Source organism: Methylobacterium sp. AC433 (genome assembly GCF_979253015.1).
This window is the reverse complement of record NZ_CEEDBN010000003.1, coordinates 432,835-453,646: the sequence shown is the minus strand read 5'-3', so window position 1 is coordinate 453,646 and position 20,812 is coordinate 432,835. Positions and strand designations below refer to the sequence as shown.

The following is a 20,812-nucleotide window of genomic DNA, read 5'->3' as shown; positions in this document are numbered from 1 at the left end:
TGCCGCTCGATCAGCGGGAGCGTGCCGCGCCCGATGGAGCCGAAGCCGATCATCACGATGGGGCCGGTGATGCGGCCGTGGACGGGCCAGGAGGGAGCGGCTTCGGTCATGGGCGTAACATCCTTCTCAAACGCGTATCGTGGTCATCGCACGGCGACCGCATGCCTTAGGCGCCGAAAATGACGAACAAGCGACGGGGTCAGTGACCTTTGCGGCCCCGTCGGTCAACCGCAGCCTCGCGTGCCGGGCATGCGCCAGGCGTTCTGCGCCTGGAACGAAGGTTTACGGAAGATTGAAGCTTTGCATGCCCTGCACGCAGGGCAACGTCCCGTTCCAGTGCGTTGCAGGGCGGAGTCGCGATGGCGATATTGCACTGCAACAGAACACGACAAGAGCGACCCCGAGAGGAAGCGTCCGTCACCTCACGCCACGGACTTCTGCCATGCTCGCATTCATCACCTCACGCATCGCCGCCCCGGTCGACGAGCCGATCGACCGCGATCCCGGCATCATCACCCTGGCCGCCTCGCTGTTCCGCGCCGTCAGCCGCCGCCACGATGCCGCCTTCCAGCGCCGCTGCGATCTCGCCGCCAAGGCGGACCATCACACCAACGTCTGAGCGGCGGCTGCGCCAGGCCGCCCGTCAGGCGACCCGTCGTCGGGACGCCGCGCCGGCCTCGCACAGCGCGTCCGAAACCATCGGGACGGGTGTCGGCTGATCCCAGGCATCCGCCGCCCGCAGGATACCGCGCGCTCCGGCGAGAGCACCCCGCCGCAATTCCAGGCCGAGGAAGCGCTCGCGCTCGAACGGACCGGGCATGAACAGCCCCTCGGCGGGCCCGGCCGAGAAGCCGAAGCGCGCATAATAGGGCGCGTCCCCCATCAGCAGCACCGCGCCGTGCCCGAGGTTCTCCGCCCGGCGCAGGGCCGCCCGCATCAGGATCGAGCCGAGGCCGAGGCCCTGGGTCGACGGATCGACGGCCAGTGGCCCGAGCAACAGGGCCGGGCGGCGCGGACCCGCCTCTACGTGCCAGAGACGGCAGGTGCCGACCACCTGGCCGTCCTGCTCGGCGGTGAGCGCCAGTCCCTCGGCCGGAAGGCGGCCCTCGCGCAGGCGCTCGGACGTCTTCAGGCGGCGCGCCTCGCCGAGGCACGCGTCGAGGAGGTGCTCGCGGGCGACGACGTCGCCGGTGACTTCATCACGAATCTGGACCAAGGCCGCACCCTTCCCGAACGTTGGGCAGGCGACGAGACGATCCGGCGGCCGGCGCGAGCCGGACCTCACGGGGCGGGCATGTGGAGCATTCACCGCCGGGCGCCCTCCTCGAGAGCGCCCGGCCTCCGCGTCATGACCTCGAAGAGGTTTAGATGACGTATTGCTGAAGGGGCGGGAAGCCGTTGAACGCCACCGCCGCATAGGTGGTGGTGTAGGCGCCGGCGCCCTCGATCAGCACCTTGTCGCCGATCGAGAGCGACACGGGCAACGGGTAGGGCACCCGCTCGTAGAGCACGTCGGCCGAATCGCAGGTCGGGCCGGCGAGAACGCAGGGGGCCATCCGGTCCTCGTCGTGCTCGGTGCGGATCGCGTAGCGGATCGACTCGTCCATGGTCTCGGCCAGACCACCGAACTTGCCGATGTCGAGGTAGACCCAGCGCACCTCGTCCTCGGCGTCGGACTTCCTCGACACCAGCACCACCTCGGCCTCGATCATGCCGGCATTGCCGACCATGCCGCGACCCGGCTCGATGATGGTTTCCGGCATGCGATTGCCGAAATGCTTGGTGAGCGCGCGGAAGATCGCGTCGCCGTAGGATTCCACGCCCGGCACCGCCTTGAGGTACTTGGTGGGAAATCCGCCGCCGAGATTGACCATCTGAAGGCTGATGCCGCGCTGGGCACACTCCTCGAAGATCATCGCGGCGGAGGCGAGGGCGCCGTCCCAGGCGCCGGTGTTGCCCTGCTGCGAGCCGACGTGGAACGAGACGCCGTAGGCGGTCAGGCCCTGGCGATAGGCATGCTCCAGCACGTCGACGGCCATTTCTGGCACGCAGCCGAACTTCCGCGAGAGCGGCCACTCGGCGCCGGCCCCGTCGCAGAGGATGCGGCAGAACACCTGGACGTCGGTCGCCTCGACCCCGGCCGCCTCGGCGGCGCGGGCGATCTTCTCGACCTCGGCCTCGCAGTCGACGGCGAACAGGCGCACGCCGAGCTTGAGCGCCCGGGTGATGCAGCGCTCCTTCTTGATGGTGTTGCCGAAGGAGACGCAGTCGGCGGTAGCGCCGGCCGCGAGCGCCATCTCAACCTCGACCACGGAGGCCGTGTCGAAGCAGGAGCCCATCTCGGCGAGCAGGCGCAGCACTTCCGGCGCCGGGTTCGCCTTCACGGCGTAGAACACGCGGGTGTCGGGGAGCGCGCGCGCGAAGGCCGTGTAGTTGTCGCGCACGACCTCGAGGTCGAGCACCATCACCGGGCCCTCGTCCTGGCCCATGTCGCGGCGTGCGCGCAGGAAATCGCGGATACGATCGGTCATGGTCGTTCCAACCCACAGGTTCGCGAGCGCCCTCGCGGGGCGCGCTGTCGAATGTCAGGACGACAGGATGCCGTCCGGCGTCTGGGGGCGCTGCGGCGCGTCGCGCGGCGTGCTTTGGAGACACGACGTCGAACGCGGGCTCAGAGCACCCGGAAGCTGCCTTGGATTGGAAGGGAGACCCCACCGCACGCCGGGCAAAGAGAAACAAGCCTCTTCGGTGCCGGCCTTTGGAGGGCCGACGAGACCAAAAAAGCCCGTTCGTCGTTGCTTTAAGCTGCGTCCCCCGTGGAGAGCGGGGTTCGCCGGTTTCGCCTCCGGCTGCCGGTTGTTGTCGGGGTCCGGTGTCACCACCTGGATGCCGGCCGGAGGGAATCCACCCTGTCGACCATCGATCCTTTAAGACCCCTGGCGGCTGTCCGGCAGTTGGCCGGATGCCCACCAACCGACACGCGGCCACAGGCACGTGCGAAATTGGGCAAGGCGCATATACGGTCAGGCTGTTCCAACGACAAGGGAAAACAGCGATTTTCCGCCCGATTTCCGGCGTGCTGCCCGGCCTGTTGCAGAAAGGCCGCGGACTCGGAAGCCGCGCTCGCAATGGGGCCTTCCCAAGCCGGTGCGGACGGGTCATCAAGCGCACGGTTTTCTCCGCAGACGCACCGGAATGCAGGACGATGTCAGAACCCAACCGGCGCCGTATCGTCCAGGGACTTGCCGCCACGACGCTGCTGGCGGCCACGGTCGACGCCCGGGCCCAGCGCCGCGACGGCCGGCCGGACACGCCCTTCGGCTTCGCCGACGTGGAGCGCCGGGCGCAGGATCTCGCGAAGGTCGCCTACGACCCGCGCGTTCCGGCACTGCCGGCCCCGATCGCCAAGCTCGATTACGACGCCTGGCGCGACATCCGCTTCAAGCCGGACAAGGCCTTCCTCGGGGAGGGGAGCCCGTTCCGGCTCCAGCTCTTCCATCTCGGCTTCCTCTATACGCGCCCGGTGACGGTGAACCTGGTGCGCGGCGGGGTGGCGACGCCGATCGCCTATCAGTCGAGCCTCTACGACATGGGGCGGACGAAGCTCGACAAGGCCCTGCCGGTCGATCTCGGCTTCGCCGGCCTGCGCATCCACGCGCCGCTGAACAAGCCGAACCTTCTCGATGAACTGATCGTGTTCCTGGGGGCCAGCTACTACCGCTTTCTCGGGCGCGATCAGCTCTACGGACTCTCGGCCCGGGGCATCGCCGTCGATGTCGAGGGACAGGGCGGACCGGAAGAGTTTCCGGTCTTCCGCGAGTTCTGGGTCGGCGTTCCGGAGAAGGCCGACGGCGCCCTGGTGATCCACGCGCTCCTCGACGGCCCCTCGCTCACCGGCGCCTATCAGTTCACGGTGACGCCGGGGGAGGAGACCAGCGTGGCGGTGCGGGCGACCCTGATCCCGCGGGTCGACCTCGCGACGGTGGGCCTCGCACCCCTGACATCGATGTTCTTCATCGGCGAGAACGACCGCCGGCACGCCGACGACTACAGGCCGGAGCTGCACGATTCCGACGGGCTCCAGATGGCAGCGGGCAGCGGCGAGTGGCTGTGGCGGCCCCTGCACAACCCGCGCGACCGCCGTATCTCGTCCTTCGCCGACCGCGACCCGAAGGGCTTCGGCCTGATGCAGCGCGACCGGCATTTCGAGACCTACCAGGATCTCGAGGCGTCCTATGACCGCCGCCCGGGCTACTTCGTGGAGCCGGACGGCGCCTGGGGCGAGGGTGCGGTGACGCTGATGGAGCTGCCCACCGACACGGAGACCAACGACAACATCGTCGCCTGCTGGCGGCCGGCGAGCGCCTATCCGGCCGGTACCCCGGTGACCCTGTCCTATCGGGTCCGCGCCGTGGGCGGCTCTGCGCTTCATCCCGGCGGACGGGTGGTCAACACCTTCAGCGTCGCTCCGGTGGCGAGCGGCACCGCCAAGTCCGAGGAGGCCAAGGGGGGCCTGACCCGGCGCTTTCTCGTGGATTTCGCCGGCGGCGACCTCGACTACTACCTCGGCGACCCGGGCCGGGTGGAGGTCGTGGCCAGCAGCTCGGCCGGCCACATCACCACGACGTCGGTGGCGCCGAACCCGCACATCAAGGGCATCCGCGCCGCCCTCGACGTGACGCTGGAGGCACCGGGCCAGTCGACCGACCTGCGGCTCTTCCTGCGTGCGTCCGGGCGCGCGCTTTCCGAGACCTGGATCTATCCCTGGACCGCACAGTGAGTGCGTCCTCGATCAAGCTGGCCTCGGCGCCGCCGGTGAAGATCCGGCCCGCGACCCCGGCCGATCTCGATGCGCTCGTGGCCCTCGAACACGCCGCCTTCGTGGGCGACCGGGCCGAGCGGCGGGCGATCCGCCACGCGATCCGCTCTCCGAGCATGTCGCTCCTCGTGGCGATCACCCCCGACGAGGTGGGGCAGGCGACCCTCGTCGGCTCGGCGACCCTGGAGCGCCGGCGGGGCAGCCGCAACGCGCGCCTATCCTCCATCGCCGTCTCGCCGGCCCGGTCCGGGCTCGGCCTCGGCAGCCTCGTCCTCGATGCGGCCGAAGCGGATGCGCGGGCCCATGGCTGCATCCGCCTGCGCCTCGAGGTCCGTGCCGATAACGGCGCCGGCATCCGCCTCTACGAACGGCGGGGCTACACGCGCTTCGCCGTCATCCCGGACTACTATGAGGACGGGATGGAAGCCTGGCGCTACGTGAAGACGCTCTGACCAACGAAAAGCCCGCCCCGGCAGGACCGGAGCGGGCGTCGCAGACATCCGAAAGCGGATGGCTGGTTCAGTCGCAGCTCTCCTTGGTGACCGTCTTGCGGTCGCCGAGCTCGTTCTCCTTGGTCACCGTCTTCGAGGAGCAACCGTCGCTGGACTCGCGGCGCTCGACCGTGCGGCTCTCGGTGGAGGGGCGGTCGACGACGACGGTATCCGGCGCATCGCGGCGGATGACCGTGGTCTCGGCCTGCACGGCCGAAGCGCCGAACAGCGTTGCCAGGGTTAAGGCGGCGATGATGGGGTTGCGCATGTACATCTCCCTTCAGAAAAATCTGCTGCCCCAACGGCGACCCGAGCGAAACCGTTCCGCTTCATCCTGTTCGAAACTTCCGAATCCTCCCGCACCCCAGGTTTTAGCGACTGGAAATGCTGCAGCGGCTCCGCGAAGACCTCACTTGAGGGCCCCGGCGACGACGGTCGCCAGGGGAGTCGTCGGCCGGCCGATCAGCGTGCGCAGGTCGTGGCCGTCGTCGAACAGGGCACCGCGGGCGGCGCCCGCATCGGAATCCGCCAGGAGGCTCGCGACTCCGTCCGGGAGTCCCGCGCCGACGAGCGCCGCCCGGTATTCCGCGGGCGGCAGGTCCTGGTAGCGGACGGGGCGGCCGGAGGCGCGGGCGGCTTCGCTCGCGACGTCGGCGAGGGTGTAGGCCTCGTCCCCCGCCAGTTCGTAGATGCGCCCGACCGGCATCTCGGCGGTCAGCACGGCCGCCGCAGCCTGCGCGTAATCGGCGCGCGCCGCACCGGCGATCCGACCCGCGCCGGCGCTGCCGAGCATGATTCCGTGGGCGAGGGTCTGCGGCAGGGAGGCCGTGTGGTTCTCGGTGTACCAGCCGTTGCGCAGGATCACGGTCGGCATGCCGGATTGCGCCAGGATCGCCTCCGTGGCGCGATGCTCCTCGGCGAGGCCGAGGGGCGAGGTGTCCGCGTGCAGCAGGCTCGTATAGGCGATGAGCTCGACGCCGGCTTGGCCAGCCGCCTTAATGACGTTGCGATGCTGGGACACGCGCTGGCCGACCTCGCTGGAGGAAATCAGCAGCAGTCGGTCGATGCCTGCGAAGGCCTTCGCCAGGATCCCGGGGCGTGCGTAGTCGGCGGAGCGCACCTCGACACCCTGGGCGCGCAGAGCCTGCGCCGCTTGTGCCTCGGTGTCGCGAACCCCGGCAACGATCCGCGCCGCCGGCACCCGGCGAAGGAGCGCCGCGACGACGAGGCGCCCGAGCTGCCCGCTCGCGCCGGTGACGAAGAGCTTCGGGGACGTGGTCTCGGACATGTCTCGACCTCTCGTGGTTCTGAATCGACACGAGGTCTGTAAAAGAGACCGGATTGCCCCGTAAGGCGGCAGGTTTTCGATCCCAGGTTACCCGGAGGGAACCCACCATGGCCGGATCCATCGTGTCCGCCCCCGCACCCCTGCCGGCCGAAACGGGCCTCGCCGAGCGGTTCGCGGTTTGGCAGGACCTCGGACTCGACCCGCATCATTGCCCGGTCCGCGATGTGCTGGATCACCTCGGGGACAAGTGGACCACGCTGATCATCGCCGTTCTGGCTGGCGGCACCCGCCGGTTCGGGGCGATCCAGCGGGCGATTCCCGACATCTCGAAGCGGATGCTGACGCAATCCCTGCGAGACCTGGAGCGCGATGGGCTGGTGGCGCGCCGCGTCTACCCGACGAGCCCACCCAGCGTGGAATACAGCCTCACCCCGCTGGGCGAGACCCTGCTCGCTCCCTTGGCGGCGCTGGTCGCCTGGGCCGAACGCAACCATCCCGCGATCCACGCCGCCCGGACGCGGTTCCTCGCAGAGGCATGAGCCCCGCCGCGGCGGGCGCTCAGCCCTCGATACGCGAGAAGTCGGCGACCTCCCGGGTCGCTGCCCGAAGGGCGTTGAGCAGGGCGAGGCGGTTCTGGCGCAGGGCGAGGTCCTCGGCGTTCACCGTGACCCGCTCGAAAAACGCATCCACCGGCGCGCGCAGCGTCGAGAGCGCCTGCATGGCACCGGAGAAATCCTCCGCCGCCACCGCCGCCGATGCGGTCTGGCGCGCCGCCGCCAGGGCCTCCGCGAGCGCGCGCTCCTCGGGTTCGCCGCGTCCGGCCAGGGCCGCGTCCGGCGCCGCATCGTAAGCGCGGCCGTCCTTCTTCTCCTCGATGCGCAGGATGTTGGCGGCACGCTTGTACCCGGCCAGCAGATTCTTGCCGTCGTCCGTCTCGAGGAAGGTGCCCAGGGCCTCCACGCGCCGGACCACCATCAGCAGATCGTCCTGGCCGGGTAGGGCGAAGACGGCGTCGATGAGGTCGTGGCGGGCGCCCTTGTCGCGCAGGTAGACCTTCAGGCGGTCGGCGAAGAACGCGAGGAGGCTCGCAGCGTCCGCGTCCCCGGCGCTCCCCTCGGCGTTCGCCGTGCCGCCGTAGTTCGCATGGCCGTCGGCGGCGGCCTGATAGCCGTCGCGAAGCAGCGACAGCTTGACGGTGTTCTCGATCAGCAGCCGGATCACTCCGAGCGCTGCGCGGCGCAGGGCGTAGGGGTCCTTGCTGCCCGTCGGCTTCTCGTCGATGGACCAGAACCCCACGAGGGTGTCGAACTTGTCGGCGAGCGCCACGGCCACCGCGACGGGATCGGTGGGCACCCGGTCGGAGGGGCCGACCGGCTTGTAATGGTCCTCGACCGCCGCGGCGACGCTCTGCGGCTCGCCCTGCAGCGCCGCGTATTTGCGCCCCATCAGGCCTTGGAGTTCGGGAAACTCGCCGACCATCTCGGTGACGAGGTCGGCCTTGGCGAGCGTCGCCGCACGTTCGGCCTGATCCGGGTCGGCGCCGACCAGGGGCGCGAGCTCGCGGGCCAGGGCCGCGATGCGCTGCACCCGCTCCCCCTGCGTGCCGAGCTTCTCATGGAACACGATGGTGTCGAGCTTCGGCAGACGGTCCTCCAGGCGGATCGCCTTGTCGGTCTCCCAGAAGAACTTGGCGTCCGACAGGCGTGCCCGCACCACGCGCTCGTTGCCGGCGGTGATGGCGAGGCCGCCGTCGCTGGCGATGAGGTTCGAGGTCAGGACGAAGGCCGGCGCCAGGGTGTCGGTACCGGCCTGGCGCAGGACGAAGCACTTCTGGTTGGCCCGGATGGTGGCGCGGATCGCTTCGGCCGGGATGTCGAGGAAGGCTTCGTCGAAGGAGCCCAGCAGCACCACGGGCCATTCGACGAGGCCGGCGACCTCCTCCAGCAGACCCTCGTCCTCCACGAGTTCGAGGCCGCGCGCGAAGGCGAGGTCTCGGGCGTCGTGCAGGATGATGTCCTTGCGCCGCTCCACGTCGAGCACGACCTTCGCCCGCTCCAGGGCCTGGACGTAATCGTCGAAGCGGCGGACCTCGATGGCCTCCGGCGCCAGGAAGCGGTGGCCGTAGGTGGTCGTGCCGGCCACGATGCCGTCGACCGCGAACGGCACCACGTCGGGCGTCTCGGTCTCAGGGCCGAAGGTGGCGACGATGGATTGCAGCGGGCGCACCCACCGCAAGGCGCCCGGCTGCGCCGAGGCATTGCCCCAGCGCATCGATTTCGGCCACGGGAAGCTGCGGATGATCTGCGGCAGGATCTCGGCGAGCACGTCGAGGGTCTCGCGGCCGGGGCGCTCGATCACCGCCACGTAGAACTCGCCCTTCTTGGGGTCCGTCACGATGGTCGCCTCGTCGAGGCTCGCGAGCCCCGCACTCTTCAGGAAGCCCTGGACCGCCCCCTCCGGTGCCCCCACGCGGGGACCTTTGCGCTCCTCGCGCACGTCCTGCCCGCGCGGCGGAAGGCCGGCCACGTGCAGGGCCAGGCGGCGCGGCGTCGCGAAGGCCTTTGCGCCCTCGTAGAGGAACCCGCGCTCCACCAGCGCGTCGGTGACGAGCTTCTTCAGGTCGTCGGCCGCGCGCCGCTGCATGCGGGCGGGAATCTCTTCGGAGCGAAGTTCGAGGAGGAGGTCGGGCATGGGATCAGGCGGCGTCCGGAAAAGGGTGTTCGGGGTGGCGAGGCGCGGTCGGCGACGCGGATCAGGCCGCGCCGCCCCCCGCCGTCCGTAGGTACGCCGCCCCGCACGCCTTCGCGAGTTCGCGCACCCGCAGGATGTAGCTCTGGCGCTCGGTCACCGAGATGACGCCGCGGGCGTCGAGCAGGTTGAAGACGTGGCTCGCCTTGATGCACTGGTCGTAGGCCGGCTGGGCCATCCGGTGCCGGCCGGTCTCGTCCTCCGGCGCGCCGGCGTCGAGGTAGGTCCGGCAGGCCTTTTCCGCGTCGGTGAACTGGCGGAACAGCATCGCGGTGTCGGCGGCCTCGAAGTTGTGGCGGGAATATTCCTGCTCGGACTGCAGGAAGACGTCGCCGTAGGAGACGCGCTCCTCGCCGGTGCCGCCGTTGAAGTTCAGGTCGTAGACGTTCTCCACACCCTGCACGTACATGGCCAGCCGCTCCAGGCCATAGGTGAGCTCGCCCGCGACGGGGGAGCATTCGAAGCCGGCGACCTGCTGGAAGTAGGTGAACTGGCTCACCTCCATGCCGTCGCACCAGCATTCCCAGCCGAGGCCCCAGGCGCCCAGGGTCGGGCTCTCCCAATCGTCCTCGACGAAGCGGATGTCGTGCAGCTTGAGATCGACACCGATGGCGTCGAGGGAAGCGAGATAGAGTTCCTGCAGGTTGGGCGGGTTCGGCTTCAGGATGACCTGGAACTGGTAATAGTGCTGGAGCCGGTTCGGATTCTCGCCGTAGCGTCCGTCCTTCGGGCGTCTGGAGGGCTGGACATAGGCGGCCTTCCAGGGCTTCGGGCCGAGCGCCCGCAGGGTGGTGGCCGGATGAAAGGTGCCGGCACCGACCTCCATGTCGTAGGGCTGCAGGATCACGCAGCCCTGCGCCGCCCAGAAGCGCTGCAGGGTCAGGATCAGGCCCTGGAACGAGGTTTTGGGCGCGAGATCGACGGCGCTCGACATGGAAAATCCGGTCCGTGGGTGGGCGGCCAGCGTTTAAGAGGCGGCTCCCGCGTGTCAAGCGACGGCGCGGCCCGGCGGGCGTGCGCTGGGACACACAATTCCGCCACGATTCGTCATAGCGGTGGAACGGTCTCGCTTGCTGCCAAGTTTATCAGGCAATCAAGGGGTTCTCGTCGCCCTCAAGGGCGGTCGACAATTTGGATCGTCGCGTCATGCGCTCGTCTTTCACAGTCTTCGCCGCTCTCGTCGCCGCATCCCTGGTCGCCACGCCGATGGTGATCTCGGCGTCGAACGCTCTCGCCACGGCCGAATATTCGGACACCGTGACGATGCCGGCCGCCGTGACGCCGATCGAGGTCGCGGCAGTGCCGGCGCCTTCCGCGGCCGAGACCTGTACCCGCAAGGTCCGCGTGGTCTATGCCGGCTACGGCACCGAGGCCTGCAAGCGCTGAGGCTCTACAAGCCGTAGCGGGCGAAGGCGGCACGATCCTCGATCGCCGCCATGACTTCGCCCGCGACGCTGCTGCCCGGCGCCGAGCGCCGCAGCAGTCGCGCGACGAGCGAGCCCTTCTTCTCAGCAATGAAGACGAAGTCGACTTTCTCGCCATAGCGTGCCCGCAGGGTCGAGCGCGCATCGCCCAGACCATCGACGAGGCCGAGCGGTAGCGCCTGCTGGCCGGTCCAGACCGCCCCGGTGAAGAGATCCTCGCCTTTCGGCGCGAGCTTCGGACGACGCGAGCCGACGAGGGCGGTGAACAGGGCCTGCACGTCGGCCTGGATCGCCTTGAGGCGGGCAACGTCGGCGGGGTCTTCCGGCCGGAACGGGTCGAGCATCCCCTTCGCCTCGCCCTGGGTATGGACACGGCGGTCGATTCCGATCCGCTCGATCAGACGATCGAAGCCGAATCCCGCCGAGACGACACCGATCGATCCGACCAGGGACATCGGGTCGGCGATGATCTCGTCGGCCGCACAGGCGATCATGTATCCACCCGACGCCGCCACATCCTCCACGAAGGCGAGGACGGGGAGATTCTTCTCGTCCGCCAGGGCGCGGATGCGCCGGTGGATCAGGTGCGACTGCGCCGGCGCGCCACCGGGCGAGTTGATGACCAGCGCCACCGCGACGATACCGGGCGTCGAGAAGGCCCGCTCCAGGCTGCTCGCCAGGCCGCCGATGGAGAGTCCGGCGCGGAACGGCGACACCGCACCGATCGCCCCACTGAGGCGCAGGACGGCGACGCGCGGCACTTCCCGGCGCCAGCGTCTTGGCAGCAGCGCGCGCAGGGGACCCGGCAGGGAAAGTGGCATGCTGTCGCGACTCGGGCTGGAGGGGAGCGGCGTCACTCACGCGCCGACCGGAGACGACCGGGCCGGCCGTTCCGAGCGCTGAGTTGGGGCGGGACGAACCATTTTGCCAGCGTCGTCGTTGTCGCCTCACGCCGCCGAACCTTGGCGGCGGATGGGCGTCGCGGACGGCCCATGCAGCAGCAAGGGAGACACGACCATGCGCGTGATGCGTTGGATGGTCCTCGCATTGGGGATGCTGGCCGGGGCGATGGGCTTCGGAGCGATTGCGAACGCGGCGCCGCTGCCGGTGGCCGGGATCGAGGCCGCAGCACAGGCGCCGCTGGTGGCGCAGGCGCGCTGGCACGGACACCGGCGCCACTGGCATCACCGCCGCCATTGGCACCATCGCCACCATTGGCATCACCGTCGCCATTGGCACCGCCACCATCGTCACCACTGGCGCCACCACCATGGCTGGGGCCATCGCCATCATGTCTGGCATCGTCCCTATCGGCTGCGGACCTTCTACTGAGGACTGCCCCTCAGGCCGGATCGGCCGCCGCGCCGATCCAGCCGCGGCCCTCGTTGAGGGCCGCGACATCGGGGGTGAATTGCCCGGTCTCGTCGTGCAGGATCACGGGCGGCAGGAGCCGGAACGGTGCGCGGCTTCCCTTCACCGCGCTGACGAGGATGCGGATCGCCGGCTGATCGCGCCGCGCATGGACGGGCCGGACCGCCACCGCGCCGAACCGCCCGGTGAGGGAGTCGAGGCAAGCGGGCAGGTGATCGGCCCGATGGATCAGGCCCAGGCGCCCGTGCGGGCGCAACAGGTCGACGCAGGCCCGCAGCCAGGCATCGAGCCCGCCTTCCGCCAAGTCATGGGCGCTCGCCTTGGCCGCGATGGGTGAGGTCCTGTGCCGACCCGGCTCGAAGAACGGCGGATTGGTGAGGAGGAGGTCGGCGAGGCCGGGGAGCAGGCCGGCGGCATGCCGTCGCGCCGCGGGCGCCAGCACATCCGCCGCAATGATCGTCGCGCGTGCGGCGAGACCGTTCTCCTCCGCGTTTCGGCGGGCGAGGTCGGCGAGCTCCGGTTCGCGCTCCACCAGCACCGCGCGGCAGCCGGGACTGCGGAGCGCGACGGCGAGGCCGACCGCCCCGCTCGCCGCGCCGACGTCGCAGACGACCTCGCCGGGACCGGGTGCGATGAGGCCGGCCAGCAGCACAGCGTCGGTTCCGGCCCGGTGTGCGCCACGCGGGGGCTGATGGAGGCGGAGCCGTCCGCCGAGCCAGAGGTCCGGGAGACCTTCAGGCATCGCGCAGCTCATGGGCGAGGCCCGCATCCGTGAGGACGCGGCGGGCCTGCATCGCTTGGTCGTGGGGCACCAGAAGTCGTCGCGCAAAGGCGCCGATGGAGCCTTCGAGCAAGCTCATATGCTGGTCGGCGACCAGAGCCGGGATGGCGGCGGCCTCAAGGATCGACTGGGCGAAGCCGATCAGGACGACATCGTTGCTACGTATCAGCTCGGTCATACACCTCTCCCCGACGTCATTCCGTGCGCCACCGCGCGGTATACCTTGCGGCATGGTGCGTGTTGCAGCGCCACCGGGCGCATGCGATGGGGTGTCACGGACGCGGTCGATCAGGCCGCGCCGGGTTCGCGTAGGGAAGCGGGAGGCCTCAAGGTCTTGGGCGTCGTAGTTCCGATCGATGAGAGCAGCCCCGATCCGGAGGCGAGCCTGGCCGACCTCGTTGCCTTGGTGTCCGGCGGAATGGAGCGCGTCAACGCGACGATCCTGTCCCGCACCGGATCCGACGTCCAGATGATTCCGGAGGTGGCCAACCATCTCATCTCCTCGGGCGGGAAGCGCCTCCGGCCGATCCTGACCCTGGCGACGGCGGACCTGTGCCACTACGCTGGCGACGGCGCTGTGAAGCTCGCGGCCAGCGTCGAGTTCATGCACACCGCGACGCTCCTGCACGACGACGTGGTCGATGGCAGCGACATGCGGCGCGGCAAGGTCGCGGCCCGCATCAAGTGGGGCAACGAGGCAAGCGTCCTCGTCGGCGACTTCCTCCTCGGCCAAGCCTTCCGCATGATGGTCGAGGTCGGGTCCCTGAAGGCCCTCGACATCCTGTCCGCGGCCGCCACCATCATCGCCGAAGGCGAGGTGATGCAGCTCACCGCGGCCAAGAACACCGAGACGAGCGAGGACGAGTACCTCGCGGTCATCAGTGCCAAGACCGCCGAGCTGTTCGCCGCCGCCTGCGAGGTCGGTCCCGTCCTCGCCGAGCGCGGCGAGGCTGAGCAGGCCGCCTGCCGGGCCTACGGCATGAACCTCGGCATCGCCTTCCAGCTCATCGACGACGTGCTCGACTACGGAGGCACCAGCGACACCCTGGGGAAGAACGTCGGCGACGATTTCCGGGAGGGCAAGATCACGCTCCCCATCGTCCTGGCGGTACGGCGCGCCACGGGCAGCGAACGTGGGTTCTGGAAGCGCACCCTCGAGCTCGGCGAGGTCACTGAGCCCGATCTCGATACCGCGCGCGCCATCCTGCGGCGGCACGGTGCCCTCGAAGAGACGATGGCTCGCGCCCGACTCTACGGCGATCGGGCCCGGGACGCCCTGAAGGCGTTTCCGGCCAGCCCGATGAAGAATGCGCTGCTCCAGGTCGTCGATTTCTGCATCGCCCGGGCGCATTGAACGCCTGTGCCACTCCGGTCGCCGTCAGGCGGCCGCCCGGCGACCGACAGTCGGGAGTGCGAGGCCTGGAAGGTTACGCGTGGCCAGTTCGGACGCCTCTGCCTGGGAGGGGGCGATCACGATCCGGCCGGTGTCATCGGACCAGAGCCTGAGCAGCCCGTCGGTTGTCGCCTTGTCCATGGGCTTTCCGAACAGGTACCCCTGCCCATAGGTGCAGCCCTGCCCGGCCAGCCAGTCGACGCTGGTCCCGCTCTCGATGCCCTCGGCGGTGGTCAGGAGCCCAAGGCTCGAACCGAGAGCGATGATGGCGTCGACGAGCTTGGCGCGCTCGCTGCTCAGCCGCATCGATTCGACGTAGCTGCGATCGATCTTCAGCTTGTCGAACTGCAACTCACGCAAGTGGTAGAGGCTGGAATACCCGGTCCCGAAATCGTCCAGGGCGATGCGGACCCCGAACGTCTGCAGCGCCTTCAACGCGGTGCGGGCCGCTTCGAGGTCGTTCACCAGGGCCGTCTCGGTGATCTCGATCTCCAGGCGGCCGGGAGCGAAGCCGGCCTCGTTCAGAATGCCGAGGATCTGCTCCGGCAAATGCGGGTCGCGCAGCTGGAGCGGCGAGATGTTGATCGCCAACTGGAGATGGGGCGGCCAGGCACGGGCATCGCGACACGCCCGGCGCATCAACGACCAGGTCAGGTCGCCGATCAGACCGGTCTCCTCCGCCAGCGTGATGAACTCCGCCGGGCTGAGTATTCCGAGGCGCGGATGGTTCCAGCGGGCCAGAACCTCGAAGCCGATGAGCTCGCGCCCCGGCAGGGCGACCACGGGCTGGTAGAACGGCTCGATCTCGCCGCGGTCGATGCCGACCCGCAATTCGCCTTCCAGCGTGGCCCGCGCCTTGAGGGCGTGCCCCATGTCGAGATGGAAGAAGCGGAACGTGCCGCGGCCGTCTCGCTTGCCCTGGTACATGGCGACATCGGCGGCGTGCAGAAGGGCTTCGGCGGTGCGGCTCTCCTCGGTCGCCGTCGCGATCCCGATCGTGGCGCCGATCTTGAGTCGGCTCTGGGTCCAGGCGATCGGCTGCGAGACCGACGCAATGATCGCCTGGGCGAGCCGGGCGAGGCTTTCCGGATCGCCGTCATGATCGAGGAGGATGGCGAACTCGTCGCCGCCGAGGCGGGCGACGAGGCTGCCGGTCGGTGCCAGGGCGCGCAGGCGGTCGGCGATCACGCACAGGACGGCATCGCCCGCCGCGTGCCCATGCACGTCGTTCACCGGCTTGAAGCGGTCGAGATCGATCAGCATGACGGCAACGAGCGGAACGCCCGTCGTCGTCCGGATCCGGGCCTCGAGGGATTCGCGAAACAGCCGCCTGTTGGCCAGGCCCGTCATGGCATCGTGGCGCGCCACCGAATCGGCTTGGGCCTCGGCGCCGTCCCGGTCCCGCATCGCCCGGCGCAGCTTGAACGATTTGCGTATGGCGGCGGCGACGAGGCCCAGGCTCATGCAGAGGGTCAGCATCAGGAGGTCCTGAAGCTCATGGGTTCGCGTCGCATCGATCAGCAGAGTGAAGAGTCCGAGGCGCGTGCCGACGATCCAGACGCAGCATCCGATCATCATCAGGCAGAGGAGTTCGCGAAGCTCGCCCTCTCCCCATGAATTGTTTTTCTGGTCAGGCATACATCGCTCCGCGCATCGGGCGACCCTGCCGACTCGAATCTTGATCGAGCGTAAAATTTACGCGTCGACTCGGCGGCGATGCACGGAAAGTTGCTGTCCGACCGTTCGGACGAAAGCTTAGCGCAAAATGGCTGCGCTGACCCACCAGGCTGGATGATCTCGCGCGAGACGGTGCGCCGCCAACGCCGCTTCCGAGCGATGCCCGAACAGACCGAACACGGTGGCGCCCGAGCCCGACATCCGTGCGAGCCGGCATCCGGCGGCGGCGCGCAAGGCGTCGAGGGCGACGTCGATCACGGGGGCGATGCTGCGAGCCGGCGCTTCGAGGTCGTTGCGGGCAGGGGTGATCGCCTCCAACAGCCGCTCCGCCGAGAGTCCGCGGGCGATGATGGGGTGCCTGTCCGTGCCATGGCGCTCACCGACCGTGAGGCCGAGGGCTCGGAAGACCGGTGCCGTCTCGACGGGGACGCCTGGATTGACGAGGACGGCCGGGATCGGCGTCATGTCCAGGGCCGGGCCGACAGCCTCGCCGGCACCGCACATCATCCGCGCACGCGGCACGAGGCAGACCGGAACGTCGGCGCCGGTGGCGCGGGCGGAAGCCACGAGGTCGGGATGGTCGGGAGGGAGATCGTTCAGGCGGCCGAGGAGCCGAAGGGCCGCGGCGGCATCCGACGAGCCGCCCCCGATGCCCGCGGCCACCGGGAGTCGCTTCACCAGATGAAAGGCGCCGTGCCGCAGGCCCGGCCGCAGGTGGGCGAGGTGGCGTGCGGCGCGAATGACGAGGTTGTCATCGAGGGGGCCGGCCGGGCCGGCCGTCGGGCCGGACACGGTGAGCGCCAGATCCGGCCCCGGCTTCAGCGTGAGCGTGTCGCCGGATCCGGTAAAGACCACGAGGCTCTCGAGCTCATGGTAGCCGTCGCCGGGCCGGCGGCCCAGGACGTGGAGGGTGAGGTTGATCTTCGCCGGAGCGCGGGTGACGAGGAGGGACACGGACACTCGGTGCTGAGGGGTCGGGCAATCGCGGAGCCGGTCTGACCCCGCGATGCGCGTCCCGTCAAGCCTCCGGCGCGGTCAGCCGCCGCTCTTCTTGTCGGCGGCGCCCGGAGGCTCGTTCGGGGCCGGTGCCCCCTTCGGCAGTTCCGGGTTAACCTTGTTCTCGGGGGGACTCTCGGCGGTGGCCGAGGGCTTGTCGAGCTCGGGCAGGCCGTCCTTGAGCTTGGCGTTGATCTTCTCGAGATCGTCCGGCTCGGGGTTCAGGTCCTTGGCGTGCTGCCACTGGAACTTACCCTCCAGGCGGCGCCCGGCACGCCAGTAGGCGTCGCCGAGGTGGTCGTTGATCGTCGGGTCGCCGGGCTTCAACTCGATCGCCTTCTCGAGCTCGCGCACGGCATCGTCCCAGCGGCCGAGGCGGAAATAGGCCCAGCCCAGGCTATCGATGATCATGCCGTCGCGCGGCGCGGCATCGACGGCCTGCTTCAGCATCGTGAAGGCCTCGTCGATGTTCATGTTCTGGTCGACCCAGGAATAGGCCAAGTAGTTTAGCACCTGGGCCCGGGCGCCGGGCTGGCTCGCGGGCACCAGCTCCAGGGCCTTCTTCAGGTCGGCCTCGGCCTTGGGCCACTGCTTGGCGCGCTCGTAGGCGGTGCCGCGGAAGTAGAACGTCGTCCAGTAGTTCGACGCGGGCTTGTCGCCGATCAGCGCGATGGCGCGGCTGTAGGTCTCGGCCGCTTCCTCGTACTTCTTGCGCGAGCGCTGGACGTTGCCGAGGGCCGTGATGATGTCGATGTCGTCCGGATGCGCCTTCATGGCGGCATCGAGATGGGCGATGGCCTCGTCACCCTTGCCCATCTGCTCCAGATTGAGCCCGACCTGGACGTCGGCGTTGAGGCGCAGGGGCGACGTGGTGGGGATCTGGGAATAAGCCTCGTTGGCCCGCTCGGTCTGCTTCATCCGGTCGAGGATGTCGGCCAGGGTCAGCCGGGCGAGGGCGTGCTCGGGCGCGAGGTAGAGGGCGAGGCGCAGGTAGACCACCGCCGGCAGCTCGTCGCCCTGGGTGGATCCGGCCGAGCCGAGCCCGTACAGGACCTCGCCGGCCCCCTCCTGGGCCGAATTCACGAGCCGGCTGAGGGGCTTGCCTTCCTTCAGCTTCGTCAGGGCATCGCGCACGATGGGATGGCGCGGCAGCAGCTTGTCGAATTCGGTATAGGCCTGGATCGCCAGGTCGGTGCGCCCGGCCTGGGCCTCGAAGCGCGCATAGGCGTCGACGATGCGCAAGGTGTTGCGGTCGGCGTCGTAGGCGGCCTTGAGGCGACGCTCGGCTTCCGCCTGATCGCCCACGAGGCTGGCGGTCAGCCCGGCATGGAAGTCGCGGAAGGTGTTGTAGTAGCGCTCGCCCTTGAGCTTGTTGATGGTCTCCAGAGCGCGCTTGCCGTCATTGGCCCCGGCGAAGGCCCAGGCGGTGAGCAGGGTGCCGGTCAGGTCGGCGGCCGCACCGCGACCGCTGCGGGCGAAGTTCTGGCGCGCCTGGGCGAACTGCCCGGCCTTGATCTGGCGCACGCCGAGGGCGAGCTGCGCGAGGCCGTTCGAGCCGTCGCGGGAGGTCAGGCGCTCGGCGGCCCGGAAGGCATCCGGGAGCGAGCCGTCGGCGAGCAGCGACACGAAGGCGCGCTCCAGGAGCTCGGCATTGCGCGGGTCGGCCTTCACCGCTTCGCGGTAGTAGCTCGCGGCGGCGGCCGTGTCCTTGGAGGCACCGGCGATGTAGGCGGAGAGGAAATTGCCCTCCAGCGATTCCGCCGGCTCGTATTCGGAGATCGGAGCGGATTCCCGTGGCTGGGCCGCGTAGGCTGCCGGCGAACCCGCGAGGCAGACGGCGAGGGCCGAGAGGACCCGGCGGCCGGTCCGGCTGGTTTTGGCGTTTCCGTTCATGGGCACCGATCGCGGCTCCTGCGCACCGGCCGCCTCGGCGGCCGGGCTCGATTGGGGCGGGACACTGGACTCTAACCGCCATCCTCGCAAGGCATAAGGATGGCGGCGTCTCGCGCCCGCCATCCCGTCTCATCCATCCGTGAACGGGACGGTCCCCGGCCCCGCTTCACATGTTCGGATAGTTCGGTCCGCCCGGGCCTTCCGGCGTCTCCCAGTTGATGTTCTGGTTCGGATCCTTGATGTCGCAGGTCTTGCAGTGGACGCAATTCTGCGCGTTGATCTGGTAGCGGACGCCGTCGCCGGCGCCGGCATCCTCGACCCATTCGTAGACGCCCGCCGGACAGTAGCGCGCCGACGGTCCGCCATAGACGTCGTGCTCGGACGCTTTCTGCAGCTCTAGGTTCCGGACCTTGAGGTGGGCCGGCTGGTCCTCCTCGTGGTTGGTGTTCGACAGGTAGACCGAGGAGAGTCGGTCGAAGGTCAGCTTGCCGTCCGGCTTCGGGTAGACGATCGGCTTGACGTCCTTGAGCGGCTTCAGCGTGGCATGGTCCGGCTTGCCGTGCTTGAGGGTACCGAAGGGCGAGGCCTCCAGGATCGTGTTCGACCACATGTCGAGGCCGCCGAGGCCGACACCGATCAGGGTGCCGTATCTCGACCAGAGCGGCTTGACGTTGCGGACACGCTTCAGATCCTGACCGATGGCGCTGTCGCGCCAGCCGTTCTCGTAGGTCACGAGCTCGTCTCCCTGGCGACCGGATTCGAGCGCCTGGGCCAGGGCCTCGGCCGCCTGCATGCCGGAGAGCACCGCGTTGTGCGAGCCCTTGATGCGCGGCACGTTCACGAAGCCGGCGGAATCGCCGACGAGGCAGCCGCCGGGGAAGACGAGCTTCGGGACGGACTGCCAGCCGCCCTCCATGATGGCGCGGGCGCCGTAGCCAATGCGCTTGGCTCCCTCGAAGGTCTCGCGGATCATCGGGTGGGTCTTGAAGCGCTGGAACTCCTCGAACGGCGACAGGGTCGGGTTCTCGTAGTTCAGGTGCGTGACGAAGCCGACCGAGAGCAGGCCGTCGTCGAAGTGATAGAGCCAGGAGCCGCCGCCGGCCTTGTTCGGCAGCGGCCAGCCCATGGTGTGCTGCACCAGGCCGGCCTGGAACTTGTCGGGGGCGAGCTGCCAGAGTTCCTTGACGCCGAGGCCGTACTTCTGGTGGTCGCTGTGGGCGTTCAGCTTGAAACGGTCGATCAGCGTCTTCGTCAGCGATCCCCGCGCGCCCTCGCCGAAGACCGTGTACTTCGCGCGAAGCTCCATCCCGCGGGTGTAGTCGTCGCGCGGCTCGCCGGCCTTGCCGATGCCGAGATCGCCCGTGGCGACTCCGGCCACGGCGCCGGCCTCGTCGTAGAGCACCTCGGAGGCCGGGAAGCCCGGATAAATTTCCACGCCGAGCTCCTCGGCCTTGGCGCCGAGATACTTGGTGACGTTGGAGAGCGAACCGACGAAGTTGCCGTGGTTCGACATCAGCTTGGGGAAGAACAGGTTCGGCATGGTCACGCCGCTGTTCTTGGTGAGGAACATGAACTCGTCGCGTTCGACCGCCGTCTTCAGCGGGCGTGCCTCGTCCTGTCGCCAGCCGGGGAGCAGGGCGTCGAGGCCGGACGGGTCGATCACCGCGCCGGACAGGATGTGGGCACCGACCTCGGAGCCCTTCTCCACCACCACGATGCTGACGTCGGGCGCCAATTGCTTGAGGCGGATGGCGGTCGCGAGCCCGGCCGGGCCGGCGCCCACGATCACCACGTCGAACTCCATCGCCTCGCGTTCGGGCAGCGCCATCCGTCATCCTCCTGTCGTGCATCCGCTTTCCGCGGGCGCCTCGGTCGTGCGATCCCATGTTTGAGGATCTCTCTCAACCCATTCCAACCTGCGAACGCAAGCG

The 20,812-nt window shown here is 69.2% G+C and carries 20 protein-coding genes; 7 read left to right on the top strand and 13 right to left on the bottom strand.

Annotated features, from left to right (window positions below):
• Positions 1 to 442: 442 nt before the first annotated feature.
• On the top strand, positions 443 to 619 hold the full coding sequence (locus AC0IWM_RS08135) for a hypothetical protein (protein WP_200930074.1): 177 nt from the start codon (positions 443 to 445) through the stop codon (positions 617 to 619).
• 24 nt (positions 620 to 643) lie between these two features.
• Here AC0IWM_RS08135 and AC0IWM_RS08130 read toward each other — a convergent pair whose 3' ends face one another.
• Positions 644 to 1,216 carry a GNAT family N-acetyltransferase gene (locus tag AC0IWM_RS08130; protein WP_471754102.1) on the bottom strand — a complete coding sequence of 191 codons (573 nt, stop codon included), beginning with the start codon at positions 1,214 to 1,216 and terminating at the stop codon, positions 644 to 646.
• A gap of 148 nt (positions 1,217 to 1,364) precedes the next feature.
• Positions 1,365 to 2,531 carry a type III PLP-dependent enzyme gene (locus AC0IWM_RS08125; RefSeq protein ID WP_471754100.1) on the bottom strand — a complete coding sequence of 389 codons (1,167 nt, stop codon included), beginning with the start codon at positions 2,529 to 2,531 and terminating at the stop codon, positions 1,365 to 1,367.
• A gap of 674 nt (positions 2,532 to 3,205) precedes the next feature.
• Between AC0IWM_RS08125 and AC0IWM_RS08120 the strand changes: the two genes are divergently transcribed.
• A complete protein-coding gene (locus AC0IWM_RS08120; protein ID WP_471754098.1) occupies positions 3,206 to 4,780 on the top strand; it encodes a glucan biosynthesis protein G in 1,575 nt (524 codons plus the stop codon).
• Positions 4,777 to 5,271, top strand: coding sequence for a GNAT family N-acetyltransferase (locus tag AC0IWM_RS08115; RefSeq protein WP_471754096.1), 495 nt, complete (start codon positions 4,777 to 4,779; stop codon positions 5,269 to 5,271). The genes AC0IWM_RS08120 and AC0IWM_RS08115 overlap by 4 nt, the downstream gene beginning before the upstream one ends.
• Positions 5,272 to 5,338: 67 nt before the next feature.
• On the opposite strand, the gene AC0IWM_RS08110 is transcribed toward AC0IWM_RS08115, so the two are convergent.
• Together AC0IWM_RS08110 and AC0IWM_RS08105 are read right to left on the bottom strand one after the other, a co-directional pair.
• Positions 5,339 to 5,578 carry a hypothetical protein gene (locus tag AC0IWM_RS08110; RefSeq protein ID WP_056475593.1) on the bottom strand — a complete coding sequence of 80 codons (240 nt, stop codon included), beginning with the start codon at positions 5,576 to 5,578 and terminating at the stop codon, positions 5,339 to 5,341.
• Between the two features lie 141 nt (positions 5,579 to 5,719).
• Entirely contained in the window at positions 5,720 to 6,598 is an 879-nt protein-coding gene (locus AC0IWM_RS08105) for an SDR family oxidoreductase (RefSeq protein WP_471754094.1), read from the bottom strand.
• Positions 6,599 to 6,705: 107 nt separating this feature from the next.
• On the opposite strand from AC0IWM_RS08105, the gene AC0IWM_RS08100 reads away from it, so the two are divergent.
• Positions 6,706 to 7,137, top strand: coding sequence for a winged helix-turn-helix transcriptional regulator (locus AC0IWM_RS08100; protein WP_471754092.1), 432 nt, complete (start codon positions 6,706 to 6,708; stop codon positions 7,135 to 7,137).
• Between the two features lie 19 nt (positions 7,138 to 7,156).
• On the opposite strand, the gene glyS is transcribed toward AC0IWM_RS08100, so the two are convergent.
• Together glyS and AC0IWM_RS08090 are read right to left on the bottom strand one after the other, a co-directional pair.
• The gene (gene glyS, locus AC0IWM_RS08095; protein ID WP_471754090.1) at positions 7,157 to 9,289 is read right to left on the bottom strand and encodes a glycine--tRNA ligase subunit beta; all 2,133 of its coding nucleotides are present in this window, start codon (positions 9,287 to 9,289) and stop codon (positions 7,157 to 7,159) included.
• A 61-nt stretch (positions 9,290 to 9,350) separates the two neighbouring features.
• Positions 9,351 to 10,280: a glycine--tRNA ligase subunit alpha gene (locus tag AC0IWM_RS08090; protein WP_471754087.1), complete on the bottom strand. Its 930-nt coding sequence runs from the start codon at positions 10,278 to 10,280 to the stop codon at positions 9,351 to 9,353.
• Positions 10,281 to 10,492: 212 nt separating this feature from the next.
• Between AC0IWM_RS08090 and AC0IWM_RS08085 the strand changes: the two genes are divergently transcribed.
• Positions 10,493 to 10,732 (top strand): hypothetical protein, encoded by a 240-nt coding sequence (locus AC0IWM_RS08085; protein ID WP_471754085.1) that lies wholly within the window; start codon positions 10,493 to 10,495, stop codon positions 10,730 to 10,732.
• A 4-nt stretch (positions 10,733 to 10,736) separates the two neighbouring features.
• Here the strand turns inward: AC0IWM_RS08085 and AC0IWM_RS08080 are convergent, their stop codons facing one another.
• Positions 10,737 to 11,591: a S49 family peptidase gene (locus tag AC0IWM_RS08080; protein ID WP_471754083.1), complete on the bottom strand. Its 855-nt coding sequence runs from the start codon at positions 11,589 to 11,591 to the stop codon at positions 10,737 to 10,739.
• Positions 11,592 to 11,787: 196 nt separating this feature from the next.
• On the opposite strand from AC0IWM_RS08080, the gene AC0IWM_RS08075 reads away from it, so the two are divergent.
• Complete coding sequence (locus AC0IWM_RS08075; RefSeq protein WP_471754081.1) at positions 11,788 to 12,102, top strand: hypothetical protein; 315 nt, start codon at positions 11,788 to 11,790, stop codon at positions 12,100 to 12,102.
• A 10-nt stretch (positions 12,103 to 12,112) separates the two neighbouring features.
• On the opposite strand, the gene AC0IWM_RS08070 is transcribed toward AC0IWM_RS08075, so the two are convergent.
• Together AC0IWM_RS08070 and AC0IWM_RS08065 are read right to left on the bottom strand one after the other, a co-directional pair.
• Positions 12,113 to 12,883, bottom strand: a complete 771-nt coding sequence (locus tag AC0IWM_RS08070; protein ID WP_471754079.1) for a tRNA1(Val) (adenine(37)-N6)-methyltransferase — start codon at positions 12,881 to 12,883, stop codon at positions 12,113 to 12,115.
• Positions 12,876 to 13,100: a putative signal transducing protein gene (locus AC0IWM_RS08065; RefSeq protein ID WP_471754077.1), complete on the bottom strand. Its 225-nt coding sequence runs from the start codon at positions 13,098 to 13,100 to the stop codon at positions 12,876 to 12,878. The genes AC0IWM_RS08070 and AC0IWM_RS08065 overlap by 8 nt, the downstream gene beginning before the upstream one ends.
• 156 nt (positions 13,101 to 13,256) lie before the next feature.
• On the opposite strand from AC0IWM_RS08065, the gene AC0IWM_RS08060 reads away from it, so the two are divergent.
• Positions 13,257 to 14,276 carry a polyprenyl synthetase family protein gene (locus tag AC0IWM_RS08060; RefSeq protein ID WP_471754075.1) on the top strand — a complete coding sequence of 340 codons (1,020 nt, stop codon included), beginning with the start codon at positions 13,257 to 13,259 and terminating at the stop codon, positions 14,274 to 14,276.
• Between the two features lie 24 nt (positions 14,277 to 14,300).
• Here AC0IWM_RS08060 and AC0IWM_RS08055 read toward each other — a convergent pair whose 3' ends face one another.
• The 4 genes from AC0IWM_RS08055 to AC0IWM_RS08040 form a co-directional block, all read right to left on the bottom strand.
• Positions 14,301 to 15,953 carry a putative bifunctional diguanylate cyclase/phosphodiesterase gene (locus tag AC0IWM_RS08055; protein ID WP_471754073.1) on the bottom strand — a complete coding sequence of 551 codons (1,653 nt, stop codon included), beginning with the start codon at positions 15,951 to 15,953 and terminating at the stop codon, positions 14,301 to 14,303.
• A gap of 117 nt (positions 15,954 to 16,070) precedes the next feature.
• Positions 16,071 to 16,946 carry a 4-(cytidine 5'-diphospho)-2-C-methyl-D-erythritol kinase gene (locus AC0IWM_RS08050; protein ID WP_471754071.1) on the bottom strand — a complete coding sequence of 292 codons (876 nt, stop codon included), beginning with the start codon at positions 16,944 to 16,946 and terminating at the stop codon, positions 16,071 to 16,073.
• Positions 16,947 to 17,027: 81 nt separating this feature from the next.
• Positions 17,028 to 18,881, bottom strand: a complete 1,854-nt coding sequence (locus AC0IWM_RS08045) for a tetratricopeptide repeat protein (RefSeq protein ID WP_471754147.1) — start codon at positions 18,879 to 18,881, stop codon at positions 17,028 to 17,030.
• A 166-nt stretch (positions 18,882 to 19,047) separates the two neighbouring features.
• Positions 19,048 to 20,709 carry an electron transfer flavoprotein-ubiquinone oxidoreductase gene (locus tag AC0IWM_RS08040; RefSeq protein ID WP_471754069.1) on the bottom strand — a complete coding sequence of 554 codons (1,662 nt, stop codon included), beginning with the start codon at positions 20,707 to 20,709 and terminating at the stop codon, positions 19,048 to 19,050.
• Positions 20,710 to 20,812 lie beyond the last annotated feature (103 nt).

Bases quoted from the DNA above. Each gene is read 5' to 3' on its own strand.
- AC0IWM_RS08065 (WP_471754077.1), bottom strand. From the start codon at position 13,100: ATGACCGAGCTGATACGTAGCAACGATGTCGTCCTGATCGGCTTCGCC.
- AC0IWM_RS08105 (WP_471754094.1), bottom strand. From the start codon at position 6,598: ATGTCCGAGACCACGTCCCCGAAGCTCTTCGTCACCGGCGCGAGCGGG.
- AC0IWM_RS08085 (WP_471754085.1), top strand. From the start codon at position 10,493: ATGCGCTCGTCTTTCACAGTCTTCGCCGCTCTCGTCGCCGCATCCCTG.
- AC0IWM_RS08045 (WP_471754147.1), bottom strand. From the start codon at position 18,881: ATGAACGGAAACGCCAAAACCAGCCGGACCGGCCGCCGGGTCCTCTCG.
- AC0IWM_RS08125 (WP_471754100.1), bottom strand. From the start codon at position 2,531: ATGACCGATCGTATCCGCGATTTCCTGCGCGCACGCCGCGACATGGGC.
- AC0IWM_RS08120 (WP_471754098.1), top strand. From the start codon at position 3,206: ATGTCAGAACCCAACCGGCGCCGTATCGTCCAGGGACTTGCCGCCACG.
- AC0IWM_RS08080 (WP_471754083.1), bottom strand. From the start codon at position 11,591: ATGCCACTTTCCCTGCCGGGTCCCCTGCGCGCGCTGCTGCCAAGACGC.
- AC0IWM_RS08135 (WP_200930074.1), top strand. From the start codon at position 443: ATGCTCGCATTCATCACCTCACGCATCGCCGCCCCGGTCGACGAGCCG.
- AC0IWM_RS08070 (WP_471754079.1), bottom strand. From the start codon at position 12,883: ATGCCTGAAGGTCTCCCGGACCTCTGGCTCGGCGGACGGCTCCGCCTC.
- AC0IWM_RS08040 (WP_471754069.1), bottom strand. From the start codon at position 20,709: ATGGCGCTGCCCGAACGCGAGGCGATGGAGTTCGACGTGGTGATCGTG.
- AC0IWM_RS08110 (WP_056475593.1), bottom strand. From the start codon at position 5,578: ATGCGCAACCCCATCATCGCCGCCTTAACCCTGGCAACGCTGTTCGGC.
- AC0IWM_RS08075 (WP_471754081.1), top strand. From the start codon at position 11,788: ATGCGCGTGATGCGTTGGATGGTCCTCGCATTGGGGATGCTGGCCGGG.
- AC0IWM_RS08100 (WP_471754092.1), top strand. From the start codon at position 6,706: ATGGCCGGATCCATCGTGTCCGCCCCCGCACCCCTGCCGGCCGAAACG.
- glyS (WP_471754090.1), bottom strand. From the start codon at position 9,289: ATGCCCGACCTCCTCCTCGAACTTCGCTCCGAAGAGATTCCCGCCCGC.
- AC0IWM_RS08090 (WP_471754087.1), bottom strand. From the start codon at position 10,280: ATGTCGAGCGCCGTCGATCTCGCGCCCAAAACCTCGTTCCAGGGCCTG.
- AC0IWM_RS08055 (WP_471754073.1), bottom strand. From the start codon at position 15,953: ATGCCTGACCAGAAAAACAATTCATGGGGAGAGGGCGAGCTTCGCGAA.